This is a genomic window from Marinomonas fungiae (assembly GCF_001418205.1).
GTDB lineage: Bacteria > Pseudomonadota > Gammaproteobacteria > Pseudomonadales > Marinomonadaceae > Marinomonas > Marinomonas fungiae.
Map to the genome: position 1 here is coordinate 200,556 of NZ_LIQF01000001.1, position 16,297 is coordinate 216,852.

Consider the following 16,297-nt stretch of genomic DNA (forward strand, 5'->3'; position numbering starts at 1 on the left):
CTTATATAGCCTTCCCATATCTAAGGTAGTCTCGCTGACGCTCATTCCATAATTTCTGCGCTAAGTTTAGGCAATAAATCTGATCGTCTTGGTCGTGAATCAATCCTAACACGGAGGCCAGAGTCTGTAGCACCGCTTTTTCACCAAACGGGTCACTCGACTCCCCCGTCCAATGCTCAATCATACGACGTAATGACAAATTACTTTTATTACGGGTATGTTCCTGCTCAATGCGATGCCATTGTTGCCAATGCAAGCGACTATTTTTTACTTTTGCAAGGGTTACTTCCCGCTCAGGGTTGACCTCAGCTTCACCATTACCACCACGAAAAATAAGCACCGATGGATCATTCAATTGCAGGCAAGAATGAGCATGCAGATCATCGTAGCCCTTATGAAAAACCCCATGGACACTGTGCGCAGCCTGAAAAGGGTTCATCATTCGTACTACTGTATTCACTGGAGAACGCAACCCGAGAGACAATTTCAAATCCATCATTTGCGCCAAGCACTGATTCACAACCTCTAATGGAACATAGAGAAAATTATGATGCTGCAAATAACTATTAACTCTGCCAGCCTCTGTTTTGGGCACATAGGGCAACCCCAAAGATTTCACGATTTCCTCAACATAAATGCGATCTTCCCCCTTAAATGAATGACCATGCATGACAACTTTGTAGCCCGCATCCGCGAGTGTCAGTGCCGCGAGCAGAAACCAAGGTAATTCATTACGTTTGCCCGCATAAGCCGGCCAATCAATATCTACTTTTGAAGGGGCGAGGTTTTGCACCTTTAGAAAGGCTCGTACCGCGCGGGTAAAGCCAATCGTCTCTTCAACCGTTTCTTCACGGATTCGAATCAACATCCAGAATGCACCGATTTGTTCAGGGGCAGCCTCCCCTTGCAACATCATGGTCATCGCCATTTGGGCTTCTTCTGCGGTCAGTGGACGTGAGCCCTTTTTACCGCGCCCCAGAATTTGTACAAAACGCGAGAAGAATTCACTCATAATGTCACCTCCATAACCGGGATAAATTGTTTGATTTCTGGAATGCAGGAACCGCAATTAGTCCCGCACTTTAAAGACTTGCCTAATGCTTCAATTGAAGAGATTCCAGACCGAACTGCCTGTTCAATTTGTTTCGACCCTATTTGAAAACAAGAGCAGACAACAGCCCCCTTGTCCTCCACATTCACCGCTCGACCTGCAAGCAAGGCTATGCCCTGCATTTCGGTCATAGCGTCAACGCTAAACAACTGGTCTTCTAACCATGAGGTAGATGGTAATGTTGGGGAGGCCTGTAACAACACAAATGCAACAACCTGTTCATCAACTATGTACACTCGACGTTGCTGCGGGCGAATAGGATTCCGATATTCTAACCAATTGCCTTTAGACCATTGCTGCTCTATCTGAGCGCATAGCACCTCGATAATATCGGGCCGATTACTGGCAAGATCTAGGCGCTCACCTTTCTCAAGAGGGACGCGGCACCAATAATCTAATTCAGGTAGATTGGGCAGTTTCTTTGACAGCACATAGCCATAACGTAATCCCTGAACAGCTTTCACATTCACAATGGCATGTTTGGATTCTGGCTGCCCTGATAACACATCACAGGCTTGCGGAATCAATGACGAGACGATGGACTGGCTGGCAAACTGACGAGTCCAATGAATCGGCGCAAATAGATTTTGCGGCCTTACCTGATCTGAAACTTTGGCTCTAAGCTTGAGACTCTGCAGAGCTGATGACACCTCTACCACACTGTTGTCTTGGACATTTAGCTTAGCCGCATCTTCGGGATGAATTTCTAGGTAAGGCTCGCTGATATGCTTCACAAGAATAGCGGCATCGCCAGTTCGAGTCATGGTATGCCATTGATCTCGCACACGTCCCGTGTTGAGAATAAAAGGGAATTCATGGGTAGTTTGAGCTACAGGTTTCTCAGGATAGATGGGAATAAAACTTGCCTTACCATCCTTTGTAAAAAACTTGCCATCCTCAAACATCCTTGCCGTACCCTTTGGCCGAGTTGGCGTCACAGGCCATTGAATAGGTGCTAACGTCTCATATTCATCAGCGCTTATCTGATTAAAATAGCTGATATCAAAGTCCCTTTTGCCGTTATTTTCAAATCCCGACAAGGCAGCATGCTCACGAAAAATTTGATCCACCGAGCGGTAGGAAAAGCCAGCTCGATAGCCCATTTTTTGTGCGACTTGACAGATCGCCCACCAATCTGGCATAGCCTGCCCCAAGGGTGGTAGAAGGCCACGCTGGCGAGAAATACGACGCTCTGAATTCGTCACCGTGCCATCTTTCTCACTCCACGGTAGCGCGGGCAATAAAACGTCAGCGTAAGCCGTGGTATCCGTATGCACTTTGCAATCACTGACAATGACCAATTCACATTTTTCCAAAGCACGTCTGACTTGCTCTGTATCAGGTAGACTAACGAGGGGATTAGTCGACATAATCCAAACGACTTTGATTTTTCCTGACTCTATGGCTTGAAACATGTCGATGGCTTTTAAACCATTTTCTGTGGCCATGTTCGGCGCCTGCCAAAATCGCTGCACCGTCTCTATCGCCCCAGGGGTGGCAAAATCCATATGAGCAGCGAGTTGATTCGCTAACCCACCGACTTCACGACCGCCCATGGCATTAGGTTGTCCAGTAATCGAAAACGGCCCCGCACCCTCTTTACCGATACGACCGGTTGCTAAATGGCAATTGATGATGGCGTTACACTTATCGACACCAGAGGAAGACTGATTAATTCCTTGGGAATAGAAACTCACGGTTTTGGGCGTATCACACCACCATTGGGACAGCTGCGCCAAATCTGTCTCAGCGACATCGCAGAATTTGGCTACCTCTGCACGGTTCGGTTGATGCTTTTGCGCCGCCCAAAGGGCGTTCGCAAAGCCTTTGGTGTGCTGCTTAATATAGTGCGTATCTAATATTTGATGGCGTTGTGATTCTAACAGTAGAAAGTTGAAAATCGCCGCATCACTACCTGGCGCTATCGCCAGATGTAAATCGGCAATATCACATGTCGCGGTTTTACGCGGATCAATCACGACGACTTTCATATTGGGGCGCTTGGCTTTGGCAGCGGCGATGCGCTGGAACAAGATAGGATGAGTCCAAGCCGCATTGGAACCGATCATAATGAGTAGATCGCAAAGCTCCAGATCTTCATAACTACAAGGCACGGTATCGGAACCAAACGCGCGCTTATAACCCACCACAGCGGAAGCCATACATAAACGCGAGTTAGTATCCACATTTGCTGTGCCAAGAAAGCCTTTAGCAAACTTGTTGGCCACGTAATAATCTTCCGTCAATATCTGACCTGATAAATAAAAAGCGAAGGAATCAGGTCCGTATTGGGCAATCGTTTGCGTGATTTTCTCAGCAATATGATCCGCTGCATCCTGCCACAACACATCTTTGCCGTGTATTTTCGGCTGCAACAAGCGATCCTCTTGAACGAGGGTTGCCACTAAGTTACTGCCTTTTACGCAAAGTTTGCCAAGGTTCGCAGGATGACTGTCATCACCTTCCAAGCTGGTAAAACCTTTGGATGGATCATCTGCGATGGTCACCTTGACGCCACAGCCAACGCCACAGTAAGGACAAGTTGTTTTTGCTGTCATACTTTCCTCTACCCATAAAAAAAGCCCTGCTTCCCATCTTGGTTACAAGAGGAAAGTCAGGGCTACATTGCCAATCACCAGACATCCAACACTGGATAGACTGAGGTATATTAATCACTGCAAATTGCAGGCCAGCTTAGTGGAGCCATTTTTGATGGAAAAACGCTTGTTACAGTGATTGTGTGCGCTAAGAAAACGCTTAACGCACCGATTTGACACACTAAAATATTAAACGGCGATATACACTTCGTTATCAACCATCTTGGCTGACCAGACTTTTAGAAAAACCTCATCTTCCAAGCACTGCCCAGTTGAGAGATTGTAATGTTGCTTGTAAAGCGGACTAGCGACCACCCATTGATCTTGCAAATGGGCAGTTAAGCCTCGCGACATCACATTGGCTTTGCCAATCGGATCCCAATTGCTCACTGCGAACACCTTGTCTTCCGCTTCCGGTAAAAAGAAGATCGCCACCTGCTCGCCATTAACCATGGCCGCGACGCCGGCGTCTTCCACTAAATCGTCTTTGATACAAATTAAATTCCAATTCATGGGATGCTCCTAACCAGCTTTGGCAATCAGTGTTACTTTCTCTTCGTCAGTAGCTGGGCGAATTTGATTTCGCTCTTCGACAAAGACCACGTTTTCATCTTGGCCATCGTGATTTACAAACTGACGGAAAGTCTTAAGGGCTTTCTCATCATTAACGGTGGTTTTCCATTCACATTGGAAGGTACCCACAACATGATCCATTTGCTCTTCTAGCTCCTCACAAATAGCCAACGAATCACTGATAACAACTTCTTTTAGATATTCCAGACCACCTTCAAGACTGTCCATCCAAACTGAGGTCCGCTGCAAGCGATCTGCCGTTTTCACATAAAACATCAATACGCGGTCGATGTATTTAAGCAGTGTTTCATCATCGAGATCGGTGGCAAATAAATCCGCATGGCGCGGTTTCATGCCCCCATTACCGCAGACATATAGATTCCAGCCACCTTCAGTGGCGATCACACCAATGTCTTTGCTTTGCGCTTCGGCACACTCACGGGTACAGCCAGATACGGCAAACTTCAATTTATGCGGTGAACGCAAGCCTTTGTAGCGATTCTCTATCTTGATCGCCATGCCGACACTGTCATTCACGCCGAAGCGGCACCAAGTACTGCCGACACAAGATTTCACTGTTCGAACTGACTTGCCGTAGGCTTGACCCGTTTCAAATCCTGCATCAATCAGACGTTTCCAGATCTCAGGTAGTTGCGGCAGGGTCGCACCAAATAAATCGATACGCTGACCGCCAGTGATTTTGGTGTAGAGATTGTAATCTTTCGCCACTTGGCCAATCACAATCAGTTTGTCAGGTGTGATTTCACCACCTGGAATGCGTGGCACCACAGAATACGTACCGTCTTTCTGCATATTGGCCAAGAAGCGGTCATTGGTATCCTGCAAACCGATGTGTTCTTTGGCAAGCACGTAATCATTCCAAACTGACGCCAAGATTGAGCCAACCGCTGGTTTACAAATTTCACAGCCATGGCCTTTGCCATGTTTATGCAATAACTCAGAATAAGTGCGAATACCCTCTACTTTGACAATGGTGTAAAGGTCTTGGCGCGTATGAGGGAAATGCTCACAAATGTCGGTACTGACTTCGATGCCTAACGCGGTAAGCTCATTGTCCACGACCTTCTTGAGTAACGCCGCACAACCGCCACAGCCCGTCGCCGCTTTGGTCGCACTTTTAACATCGCCCACGGACATAGCACCGGCAGCCACCGCATCCGCAATACTTTGCTTGGTGACGTTATGACAGGAACAAATAGAAGCCGTGGCAGGCAAAGCCTCTACTCCAAGACCAACCGACTCACCATTGCTAGCTGGCAGAATCAAAGCTTGCGGTTGCGCCGGTAAATCAATGCCGTTTAAGTAGTATTGAATCAAGGTGTCGTAGTAGCTGTTATCCCGCACCAATGACTTTCTTGCCATCTTCACTTACTACCAGCTTACGGTATTCTTGATTAATCTGATCTTGGTACACAAAACAACGGGCGCCTTGGCTAGCGGCGTGAGCATCACCGATCGAACCCACATCACAACCCAGCAACTTCAGTTTGGTGCTCATATCTGCACCAGTGAAAGCAGCCGCAGCATTACACATTAGATGACCCGCCACAGTTTTTGCCATCATGTAACCAGGTGCCACCAAGCCAAAGATTCGACCATCCCATAGAGCACATTCACCAATCGCATAAACACTGTCATCACTGGTGATACATTGGTTATTGATCACGATACCGCCGCGCTCACCCACTTCAAGTTTGGCTTGGCGCGCCAACTCATCTCGTGGCCGAATCCCAGCCGAGAAAAGAATCAGATCCGTTTCCAAGTGTGAGCCATCAGCAAAGTTCATGCGATGGTTGGCTGATTCACCATCAACGATCTCATTGGTTGCCGTTGAAGTCAGCACCCTTACCCCCAAACCTTCGATCATTTCGCGCAACAAGGCACCACCGGTTTCATCCAGCTGCACTGGCATTAAACGCGGTGCAAATTCCACCACACTGGTTTCAAGACCTAGATTTTTCAGTGCATTGGCAGCTTCCAAACCTAGCAGACCGCCCCCCACGACCGTACCTGTCTTAGCGCTTTGCGCGCAGGCTTTGATCGCATCTAGATCCTCTAGCGTTCGGTATACAAAGGTATTTTCTCGATCATGGCCAGGCATAGGTGGAACAAATGGATAGGAACCCGTAGCTAAAACCAACTTGTCATAGGCAAGCTGCTCACCACCTTCAAGCGTTAGCATTTTTGCTTGTCGATCGAGAACAACTACCTTACTACGGGTATGAAATGCTACACCGTGATTTTCGTAGTATTGGCTGGTTGTCAACGCAAGATCCGCAGCGCTTGCACCATTGAAATAATCACTTAAATGAACTCGGTCGTAGGCTAGGTTCGCTTCCTCACCAAGTACGGTGACGCGGTATTCATCCATACCGCCAAGCTCAATCAGCTGCTCGACAAAGTGATGGCCAACCATGCCATTTCCGACCACTATAATGTGCTGTTTTGTGCCATCGTTTGAATGTGTAAATGACGTCATCATGTTCCCCTTTCTAAGCCTTTCGGCCAGCAACATCTGACGTTGGAGTTCTAAGCGTTAACAGACTGACAATACGCTTCGCCAAAGGCCAGACACTCCAACATTTCAGAAATATTGGTTTGGTTCTGAATCAGCTGGGCGTACCAGCTGCCATCGGCGACGTTGCCATAAAGAATTGCGCCCACTAGTCGGTCGCCATTGACCACTAGTTTGCGATAATGATTGAGCTCGGAGTCAAGTAGAGTAATCTCTTGATCCGGATCTGCATTGATTTGCCCTACTGAATAAAGGTCAATGCCAGAGACTTTTAACTTGGTTGGAACTGGTTTGATGCCAAACTTGGCGTCTTCACTAAGTAAGGTCTGCACCAGAACAGTCAATTGATCCCATATTGGAGCCACTAAACCAAAAGTATGCTGTTCAAACTGACTGCACTCTCCTAATGCATAGACTCCTTCGATCGAAGTCTGCATCTTCTCATTCACTAGGATAGCTCGATCAACACTTACTCCAGCACTCCTGGCAAGTTGCACTTCAGGTGTAATCCCCGTGGCTACCACCACCATATCGACGTCGATACAGCCTTTGTCGGTCACCACGGATCTAGCACTGAGGCCAGCTTGATCCATCAGGATCTGCACAGGTGATGTATCGGTTAAAAACGCTACACCTCTGCTTTCAAGATTATTTTGCAAGTACTGTGCCGATACTCGATCAAGTTGGCGATTCATAATGTATTCTGAGCGCTGAATGACCACTGGCTGATGACCATTTTTGGCAAGTCCAACCGCGGCTTCAAGCCCCAGTAAACCGCCACCGACAATCGCCACTTTCGCTCCCAAAGGCAACGCTAACAAGGCTTTAACATCATTCCAGTCACGAAATCCTACAACATTGTCTGCGCCAACTTGTGCCCAATCAGGTAAGAATGAACGTGCCCCCGTAGCAAATACTAAGCGGTCATAACAAAGCTCAGTACCACTGGCTAAAAACACCCGTTTGTCATCAGTGTTAACGCTCACAACCGGATCACTGGCAATAATATTTGCACCATTTTGCGACATAGCTGACACGTCAACTAAAGCGATATCTTGCTCATTCATTTCCTTAGATAGAACAGAAGACAGCATGATACGGTTATAGCCCACCTGAGCCTCTTCACCGATCAAGGTCACGTTAAAAGGCGCTGATGACAAAGACACCAGCTCATGGGCAAGTTTGGAACCCGCCATGCCCGCGCCGATAATAACAATATGTTCTTTGCCCATCTCAGCTCCCCTATCAACCATTGGCTGCAAGCTTTTGACCTAGAGTTTTAGTACCTGCTGCTGGCTTAGATATTGGCTCGATCTTACGCTGCTTTTCATACAAGAAAGTTAGCACTTGTGCACGGTAGTCGACGTATTTTGGGTCATCAGCCAAAGCCAGACGATCTCGGGGACGCTCAAGATCCACCGTTAATATCTCGCCTACGGTAGCGGCTGGGCCATTGGTCATCATCACAATTCGATCCGACAACAGAACAGCCTCATCCACATCATGGGTGATCATGATCACGGTATTATTAAGATCGCGCTGAATCTCCATCAGGGAGTCCTGCAGGTGCGCACGAGTCAATGCATCCAAGGCTCCAAACGGCTCATCCATTAACAACACACTTGGTTCCATCGCCAACGCGCGTGCAATCCCGACTCGTTGTTTCATCCCCCCGGAAATTTCAGCTGGGCGCTTATCGGCAGCATGGATCATATGCACCAGTTCTAGGTTGTGCATAATCCAATCATGCATCTCTTTCTTGGTTTTCTTGCCCTTAAACACTTGTTTCACCGCTAATTCAACATTCTGGTATGACGTTAGCCACGGCAACAGTGAGTGGTTTTGAAAGACGACTGCACGCTCAGGGCCCGGTCCGCGTACTTCTTTTCCATCCAGTAAAACACCGCCTTCTGTCGCATCGTATAGCCCTGCGACAATATTTAGTACGGTCGATTTGCCACAACCTGAATGGCCGATTAGAGAAACAAACTCGCCTTTAGCAATTTTTAGATTCACGCCATCCAGCGCTTTGAAGGTTCCCTTTGGGGTTGGGAACTCAATAGAGACTTGGCTAATATCCAAATGAGTCATTGTATCGCTCCTAATTATCGAAGAATTTGAGTTTTATCCCAAGAGAAGTAACGCTGTGCAAACAGCATGACGCGATCCAATAAGAAGCCGATAAAGCCAATCATCAATACGGCTAGCATAATACGACCCAGTGAATCCGAACTGCCGTTTTGGAATTCATCCCAAACAAATTTTCCAAGTCCTGGATTTTGCGCCAGCATCTCCGCTGCGATTAATACCATCCAAGCAATCCCCAATGACAATCGCAGACCGGTAAACATCATCGGCATCGCCGAAGGAATGACAATCTTCATTACATGGGTGAACCAATTCAAACGCAGTACTTTAGAGACGTTCAATAAGTCCTGCTCAATCGAAGCCACTCCCACCGCTGTATTGATCAAGGTTGGCCACATACAGCACATAGTCACAGTAAACATGGACGTCAAAAAGGATTTGGAAAACATCGGGTCTGCGGATACATAGGATGCACTTACCACCATAGTAACCAATGGCAACCATGCCAGCGGTGACACCGGTTTAAAAATCTGGATCACCGGATTTAACGCGCTGTAAACCATAGAATTAAGACCCACCAAGATACCGAGTGGAATGGCAATTAAAGTTGCCAAACCAAAACCTGCTAGCACGGTATAGAGGCTAGTAAAGATCTGGTCAAAAAAGGTGGGTTTACCTGTATATTCACGTATTTTCACAACATAATTAGGGTCTTTTGCAAGACGGTCCGCATTACGTTCATCCTGACGTTGATAGAAAGAGACCTCTTTTTCACGTTCTCGCTGATGATCACTGAGCAAACTTTGCCACTGCTCGTAAACCGCAACAGGGCCTGGAAACTTCCCTAAGGAAGTATCGATTCGCTCAGCCCCCACTTGCCAAACAAATAGAAACACCATGATGCCGAGCAAAGGCATTAGCAGATTTTTAATACGAAACTCAGACAGCTTCTGTAACCCGAAGGATTTCATTGATAGTACAATCGCGCTCATAACCCATTCTCCAAGATCACAGGGAGGCATAATGCCTCCCTGTCATGTCTAGTTCAAAGCGTTTCATCACCCTTTAAACCAATTGCAAAGCTGTTGATGTAGTCATTTGGCTTGCGCCCATCAAATACCACACCATCAATAAAATCTGATTGAGGGGCCTTGAACCCATCTTCTTTAGCGAAGTCAGGAAACTCAGACGCTTCCATTAAGCCGTCCTCAATCAAAGATTTAGCCGCTTCGGCATAGATATCTGGGCGATAGACTTTCTTCGCGGTATCCATATACCAGCTGTCCGATTTGCCTTCTGCAATCTGCCCCCAACGACGCATTTGTGTCAGATACCAAATGGCATCGCTGTAATATGGGTAAGTCGCGTTATGGCGGAAAAATACATTGAAGTCTGGTACATCGCGCTTGTCGCCCTTCTCATACTCAAAAGTACCCGTCATAGAATTGGCGATCACATCTGCATCCGCGCCAACGTATTCAGAGCGAGATAGAATTTGAACGGCTTCAGGACGGTTAGCATTGTTGTTTTCATCCAGCCATTTCGCCGCGCGAATCATGGCTTTTACCACCCTAATATGCGTATTTGGATACTCATCAGCCCAGTCTTTACTCACCCCAAACACTTTCTCTGGGTTGTTTTTCCAAATTTCATAATCGGTAATCACAGGGACGCCAATCCCCTTAAATACCGCTTGTTGGTTCCAAGGTTCGCCTACGCAATAGCCATAGATGGTGCCGGCCTCAAGTGTGGCTGGCATTTGTGGTGGAGGGGTGACTGATAACAACGCATCGGCATTCAATTGACCGCTGATATCGCCTTTAGCTGGCGCGTAGTAACCAGGTTTGATGCCCCCTGCGGCTAACCAGTAGCGCAACTCATAGTTGTGAGTAGAAACGGGGAAAACCATGCCCATATTGAACGGCTTACCTTGAGACTTGTAAGAATGCACCACCGGTTTTAGCGCCGAGGCAGAAATCGGGTGTACCACCTTACCGTCTGGCCCAACAGGGATGTTCTTCTTCATCTCTTGCCAGACATCGTTTGAAACAGTGATGCCATTACCGTTCAAGTCCATGCTAAACGCGGTAATGATATGCGCTTGGGTACCAAAGCCAATGGTCGCCCCTAGCGGCTGCCCTGCCAGCATATGTGCACCATCCAATTGCCCATCAATGACTCGATCCAATAGTACTTTCCAGTTGGCTTGAGCCTCTAAGGTCACATACAGGCCTTCGTCTTCGAAGTAACCTTTCTCATAGGCAATCGCTAATGGCGCCATATCTGTTAGCTTGATAAAGCCAAACTTCAGCTCTTCTTTTTCAGGATAACCGAGCTCTGCATAGGCCTGACTAACCATTAAAGCACTCAGTGTAAAACCCAAAGTTGCTACTTTCACTGCGCCCATAACCTTAGATAGATCAAGTTTATTATCAAATACTGCTTTCATTCGTGGTTGCTCCAATCTCATTTACAAAGCCCAGAAACGAAAAAGGCGCCTGCAGCGATGAAGCTGCAGGCGCCTTTGCCAAATCTTTAAACTCTTTTTTCTATTACCTCACTACCACGCCATTGCAGTAACAGGGTTCTATTCGATCAGTTTAAAAAAAGCATATTGCGTGCCAATTTCTATAAAATTATAAATTTCAATTATTTAGGCTAAGAGAAAGGAGCGTTGGTATCAGGTCCGAGCTTGAATTGCCCAAAATAGGTTCACACAGAATATTGTATGAACCTTTTTAACGCGCTAGAAATGATCGGGCAGGTGAATGAATTTATGATTAGCCACGCTGTACAAGCAGCGCTAAGGATAAGCGGTCTTTGATCTGCAGTTTTTTAAAAATTGCGGTCAAATGAGCTTTGATCGTCCGCTCAGTCACATCTAAATGACGTGCAATTTCTTTGTTTGAAAGACCTTTTGCAACCTTGTCAGCCACCGCAAGTTCTCGCTCTGACAATAGCTCCGAACCCTCAAATGATAGAACATCACTGTGTGCAGCCGTATTCTGTGATGAATTTTGTATAAGTTGTTGAATCAGCTCTTTGCCGCCCCAAATTTCCCCCGAGTCCACCACGGATAACACTAAACCAAGCTGCTCTTTGGCAATGTAAGGAGAGCATTGAGCATTCACCCCCATGGATAGCATGCGGACCCCAGCGGACTGGCTGCGTAGGTAAGGAAAAGCAACCATCTTCACATTAGGATAGTGCTCGCGTATTTGAACAACTAGCTCTACCTTTTCAGAAAAAGCATCGTTATCAAGGTATACAAAGCAATAATCAAAAGAGTCATGTTCCAGCCGATTGAGCGTCTCTTCATACCCTTGGGTTTGAACTAAGCTCGCTTCTGAGGGAACGACTTTCTTCCAATGCTCGAAGACTGACCCATTTGCGTTCCAACACAATACTTTCAAGATTGGCTCCTTAGGTCACTCAATACAGAACAAAGTTCGATTATATTGATGAGATTTTGCATTCGACGTTAACTTTTGTAAAAAAAACTCATTTTAAGACAGCAAATTGTAACTATCTCTCACGTAATGCATTCTGTCTTGCCTTAAAAATCGGCTTAAGTATGTAATCTAAAATGGTTTTCTTACCTGTGATGATATCTACCGAGGATTGCATACCGGGAATAATAGGTAATGGCGAGTCATTAGAACCCAAATAACTTCTTTCGGTTCGAACTCTAACAACGTAAAAACTATTTCCTTCCTCATCAAGGATGGTATCAGCGGAAATATTTTCCACCTTAGCCTCTAAACCTCCATAGATCGAGAAATCATAAGCGGTAAGCTTTACTACAGCAGGCAAATCCGGCTTGATAAAGCCAATATCTTCAGGACGAATTTTTGCCTCAATCAGTAACGAGTCTTCAACAGGAACGATTTCCATCAAACTCATCCCTGGCTTAATTACACCACCGACAGTATTAATTTGTACCTGCTTCACAATCCCCTTTACAGGGGAACGAACCAAGGTACGATCAACTTTATCCTCTAAGGAAACACTTGCTTCTCTAATTTGATCCAGCTGAGAACGAACATCCGTTAGTTGCTCTTGAGACTCTGCACGAAACTTCGCTGTACTTTCTGCTAATTTTGTTCGTGCTTCTTCTAATGCTGACTGAGCCCTTGGCAGTGCTAATCTAGTGGCCTGTAGGTCACCTTGTAGCTGATTGACCTGTCGTTCTAGTTGCAACAGCTCTACTCGGGAAACGGCCCCCTGCTCAAACGCAGGACGTGTTAATCTAAGCTCTTCGTTTGCTAGCTCGAAGCTATCTTGGAAATTCTTAAGCTTGGCCCGCTGTTCAACAATTTCCTGCTGTTTTTGAGCCACTTGTTGTTCAAATATCGCTTGATTCGCCTGTAAGGAAGCAAGCCTATTTCTATACAAATCCAGTTCACGATTAATAACATCGGGATACTCTTTTTGAATAAAGTCCGCAAAAACGGGTTCTAAACCATTCGCTTCTGCGTCAAGTCGAGCAGCACGAGCCATTAAATTGGCTCTCTCAACTTGTCTTTCACGCAGAGAAGACAATGCTTCAGTATTCTCAATGGTCATCAACAGATCACCTTGAGCAACAGACTGCCCTACTCGAACATTAATCTCTTTAAGAATCCCTCCTTCTAAGTTCTGAATCACTTGAACCTGGCTTGATGGAATCACCTTCCCTTGCCCAACGGTCACTTCATCAATGGAGGCAAAATGCATCCAAATCAGAGCACAGACCATAAAGGCAAATACACCCCAAAGAATAATTCGGCCTCCTTGAGGGGTTTTCAGCATAATCGCTGCGTTTCTATCTGAAAGAAACTCTAGATCAGCCTGATCAATTTTTTTACGTTCGCTCTTTTTTAACATGCTTAGCTCACTTTCAACTTACCTTGGCGTAGTGCTTCAAACACATGCGCTTTCGGTCCGTCAGCTAAAATTAGGCCATTATCCATTACAATAATTCGGTCAACTAAATCCAACATAGACGTTTTATGGGTAATCAGAATTAATGTTTTATCCGCCATAATCTTCGCCAGACGACGACGCATTCGAGTTTCAGTCGTGTTATCCATCGAAGCAGTCGGTTCATCTAGTACCAATATGCTAGGATCGAATAATAGTGCCCTTGCGATAGCAACACTTTGCCTCTGGCCACCAGATAGGTGCTGGCCACGCTCACCAACAATGCTATCCAATCCTGATGCTCGATGATTGGCAAACTCTGAAACCCCAGATAAATCTGCGGCACGGATAATGGCCTCGTCTTCAATAAACGGCACACCAAATGAAATGTTTTCTTTGATTGAGCCATAAAACAGGGTCACATCCTGTGAAACAGCACCAATGTTACGCCTTAAATCGACGGGGTTAATTTGCCTTAAATCGATACCATCGATGCGCACAGAACCTTCTTTAGGTTCATACAGTCCCATCATCAATTTACCCAATGTCGACTTACCCGAACCAATACGCCCAATAATGCCAACCTTCTCGCCAGAACGAATCTTAAGATTGATTTTTGAAATAGCGTTTTGATCCTGATCCGGATAACTGAAAGCCACGTTATCAAATTCAAAACTGCCATCAAATTTAGGTCGATGTACAAACTTGATATCATCTGGCTGTTCAACTGGCGAATTCATTATCAAGTCTAATCCTTTAAAGGCAGATTTCGCATGATTGTAGCGAGCGGCCAAAGCCGCGAACTGAGCCATTGGAGCCAAAGCTCGCCCAGTCAACATGACGCAGGCCACCAGTGCCCCCATGCTCATTTCGCGCTCAGAGATCATATAAACCCCAAATATAATCATTGCGACCGTTGTCATTTGCTGAGCAACTAACGCAAACGACGAGCAAGATTGAGCCAATTGCCGAGTCTTAAGACCCCAATCCGCTATGTTCCCAACCGCTTGCTCCCATTGCTGCTGTAAAGCGCCTTGGGCATTGTTGATCTTGACACTCTCGGCATTTGATAAACTTTCTATCAATACCGCATTTTTCTGTACCGCTGTTTTTTGGCCTTCTTCAATGGATCGTTTTAGCGGTTTCTGAATAGCAAAAGAGTATACGACGACAGCAATAATTGTAACGATTGGAATCAGTCCTAAGGGACCGCCAATCAAATAAATAACCGCCACAATCAAGAACATAAACGGAATGTCTACTAGGGTCGTCACCGATGCAGAAGTGATGAAGTCACGGATGCTATCGAAGTCTTGCAAGTTTTTCGCAAAGCCACCAATCGATCGAGGACGCGATGCCATGGTAATATTATTGACCTTCGAAAAAATATTCGAAGAGATCAATATATCCGACTTTTTACCTGCTATATCAATAAAGTAAGAGCGCAGTATTCTGAGCAAGAAGTCAAAGAAATACACAACGCTGACCCCAATGGCCAACACCCACAATGTCTCAAAAGCGTTATTTGGAACAACTCTGTCATAGACGTTCATGACAAAAAGAGGACTGACCAAGGCAAAGATATTGATTAGCAGTGAAGCAATAAAAACATCTCGATATATCCGCCAAGATGAAACTAGTGTTCCCCAAAACCAATGTTTATCCCCATTTTGGCCCTGTTCTTCACCAGAGCGCTTGTCAAAACGGAATTGCGGTCTAATAAAAAAGCAATAGCCTGAATAAGCATCAGCGAGGCTGGATAACGACATGGTTACCTCTCCATCACTTGACTCTGGCAACAACAGTACTGCTGTATTCGCTTGGCTATCTATACTCAATAGTACACAGGCTTGTTTATCCTCTAGCAAAAGAACAACAGGCATTAGCTCTTTCGGAATATTATCAAGTGATCGCTTAACAAAACGGGACACAAACCCAATACGCTTCGCTGCGCGGGTAAAGAGCGCTGGCGTCATACCTTCGTTTGACGTCGGTAGCCCAGACAGAATGCCGTCTGCGGTATAGGGGTTATTGTACTGCTTTGAAAGCAATACCAAGCAGTCTAGCAGCGGGTCAACACTTTCTAGCTTATCGGAAAAGCGATCCCAAGAACCATCACGCTTCTTTTGCGCATTTTTGGGTTCAGTAGAGATTTCGCCGTCAGAATCTGTTATCGAATTATCTTCGTTATTTTCTTCGATAAAGCTATCGAGACCCTGTTCCACAACGGATGAGTCTGTTTTAGAACTGACATTATTACTCTCCACCTCAGGAACGATCATTACCCTTGGCTTTTCAGTTTTATCACCCGACGCCTGATTTCTTTTCTTAAACAACTTTGAAATAGCTGACTTGATAGCCGACGACTGAGTTTTTCTAATAGGCGTAGCAGTATCATCAGAAACCATTGCTGGCTCTGGCTCTGGCTCTGGCTCTGGCTCTGGCTCTGGCTCTGGCTCTGGCTCTGGCTCTGGCTCTGGCTCTGGCTCT

General features: G+C 46.0%; 10 protein-coding genes and 1 pseudogene. All 11 read right to left on the reverse strand.

Features of this window, described 5'->3' with window-relative positions; genetic code table 11:
* Position 1: 1 nt before the first annotated feature.
* Positions 2-1,012: a glycosyl transferase family protein gene (locus tag ASC49_RS00875; RefSeq protein WP_055461323.1), complete on the reverse strand. Its 1,011-nt coding sequence runs from the start codon at positions 1,010-1,012 to the stop codon at positions 2-4.
* Complete coding sequence (locus ASC49_RS00880) at positions 1,009-3,669, reverse strand: nitrate reductase (RefSeq protein ID WP_055461324.1); 2,661 nt, start codon at positions 3,667-3,669, stop codon at positions 1,009-1,011. Before ASC49_RS00880 ends, ASC49_RS00875 begins: the two co-directional genes overlap by 4 nt.
* Positions 3,670-3,897: 228 nt before the next feature.
* Positions 3,898-4,221 carry a nitrite reductase small subunit NirD gene (nirD, locus tag ASC49_RS00885; protein ID WP_055461325.1) on the reverse strand — a complete coding sequence of 108 codons (324 nt, stop codon included), beginning with the start codon at positions 4,219-4,221 and terminating at the stop codon, positions 3,898-3,900.
* A 9-nt stretch (positions 4,222-4,230) separates the two neighbouring features.
* A pseudogene (gene nirB, locus ASC49_RS00890) lies at positions 4,231-6,781 on the reverse strand (nitrite reductase large subunit NirB).
* Positions 6,782-6,831: 50 nt separating this feature from the next.
* Positions 6,832-8,049 carry an NAD(P)/FAD-dependent oxidoreductase gene (locus tag ASC49_RS00895; protein ID WP_082443648.1) on the reverse strand — a complete coding sequence of 406 codons (1,218 nt, stop codon included), beginning with the start codon at positions 8,047-8,049 and terminating at the stop codon, positions 6,832-6,834.
* A gap of 13 nt (positions 8,050-8,062) precedes the next feature.
* Positions 8,063-8,908 carry an ABC transporter ATP-binding protein gene (locus tag ASC49_RS00900; RefSeq protein ID WP_055461327.1) on the reverse strand — a complete coding sequence of 282 codons (846 nt, stop codon included), beginning with the start codon at positions 8,906-8,908 and terminating at the stop codon, positions 8,063-8,065.
* Positions 8,909-8,922: 14 nt separating this feature from the next.
* Positions 8,923-9,876, reverse strand: coding sequence for an ABC transporter permease (locus ASC49_RS00905; RefSeq protein ID WP_407067167.1), 954 nt, complete (start codon positions 9,874-9,876; stop codon positions 8,923-8,925).
* Positions 9,877-9,950: 74 nt separating this feature from the next.
* Positions 9,951-11,264, reverse strand: coding sequence for a CmpA/NrtA family ABC transporter substrate-binding protein (locus ASC49_RS00910; RefSeq protein WP_245624614.1), 1,314 nt, complete (start codon positions 11,262-11,264; stop codon positions 9,951-9,953).
* 421 nt (positions 11,265-11,685) lie between these two features.
* The gene (locus ASC49_RS00915) at positions 11,686-12,318 is read right to left on the reverse strand and encodes a response regulator transcription factor (protein ID WP_055461329.1); all 633 of its coding nucleotides are present in this window, start codon (positions 12,316-12,318) and stop codon (positions 11,686-11,688) included.
* A 112-nt stretch (positions 12,319-12,430) separates the two neighbouring features.
* Positions 12,431-13,771: an HlyD family type I secretion periplasmic adaptor subunit gene (locus tag ASC49_RS00920; protein ID WP_055461330.1), complete on the reverse strand. Its 1,341-nt coding sequence runs from the start codon at positions 13,769-13,771 to the stop codon at positions 12,431-12,433.
* Between the two features lie 2 nt (positions 13,772-13,773).
* Positions 13,774-16,089, reverse strand: coding sequence for a type I secretion system permease/ATPase (locus tag ASC49_RS19855; RefSeq protein WP_055461623.1), 2,316 nt, complete (start codon positions 16,087-16,089; stop codon positions 13,774-13,776).
* Between the last annotated feature and the right edge of the window lie 208 nt (positions 16,090-16,297).

Bases quoted from the DNA above. Each gene is read 5' to 3' on its own strand.
- ASC49_RS00875 (WP_055461323.1), bottom strand. From the start codon at position 1,012: ATGAGTGAATTCTTCTCGCGTTTTGTACAAATTCTGGGGCGCGGTAAA.
- ASC49_RS00900 (WP_055461327.1), bottom strand. From the start codon at position 8,908: ATGACTCATTTGGATATTAGCCAAGTCTCTATTGAGTTCCCAACCCCA.
- ASC49_RS00905 (WP_407067167.1), bottom strand. From the start codon at position 9,876: ATGAAATCCTTCGGGTTACAGAAGCTGTCTGAGTTTCGTATTAAAAAT.
- ASC49_RS00920 (WP_055461330.1), bottom strand. From the start codon at position 13,771: ATGTTAAAAAAGAGCGAACGTAAAAAAATTGATCAGGCTGATCTAGAG.
- ASC49_RS00880 (WP_055461324.1), bottom strand. From the start codon at position 3,669: ATGACAGCAAAAACAACTTGTCCTTACTGTGGCGTTGGCTGTGGCGTC.
- ASC49_RS00895 (WP_082443648.1), bottom strand. From the start codon at position 8,049: ATGGGCAAAGAACATATTGTTATTATCGGCGCGGGCATGGCGGGTTCC.
- nirD (WP_055461325.1), bottom strand. From the start codon at position 4,221: ATGAATTGGAATTTAATTTGTATCAAAGACGATTTAGTGGAAGACGCC.
- ASC49_RS00910 (WP_245624614.1), bottom strand. From the start codon at position 11,264: ATGGTTAGTCAGGCCTATGCAGAGCTCGGTTATCCTGAAAAAGAAGAG.
- ASC49_RS19855 (WP_055461623.1), bottom strand. From the start codon at position 16,089: ATGATCGTTCCTGAGGTGGAGAGTAATAATGTCAGTTCTAAAACAGAC.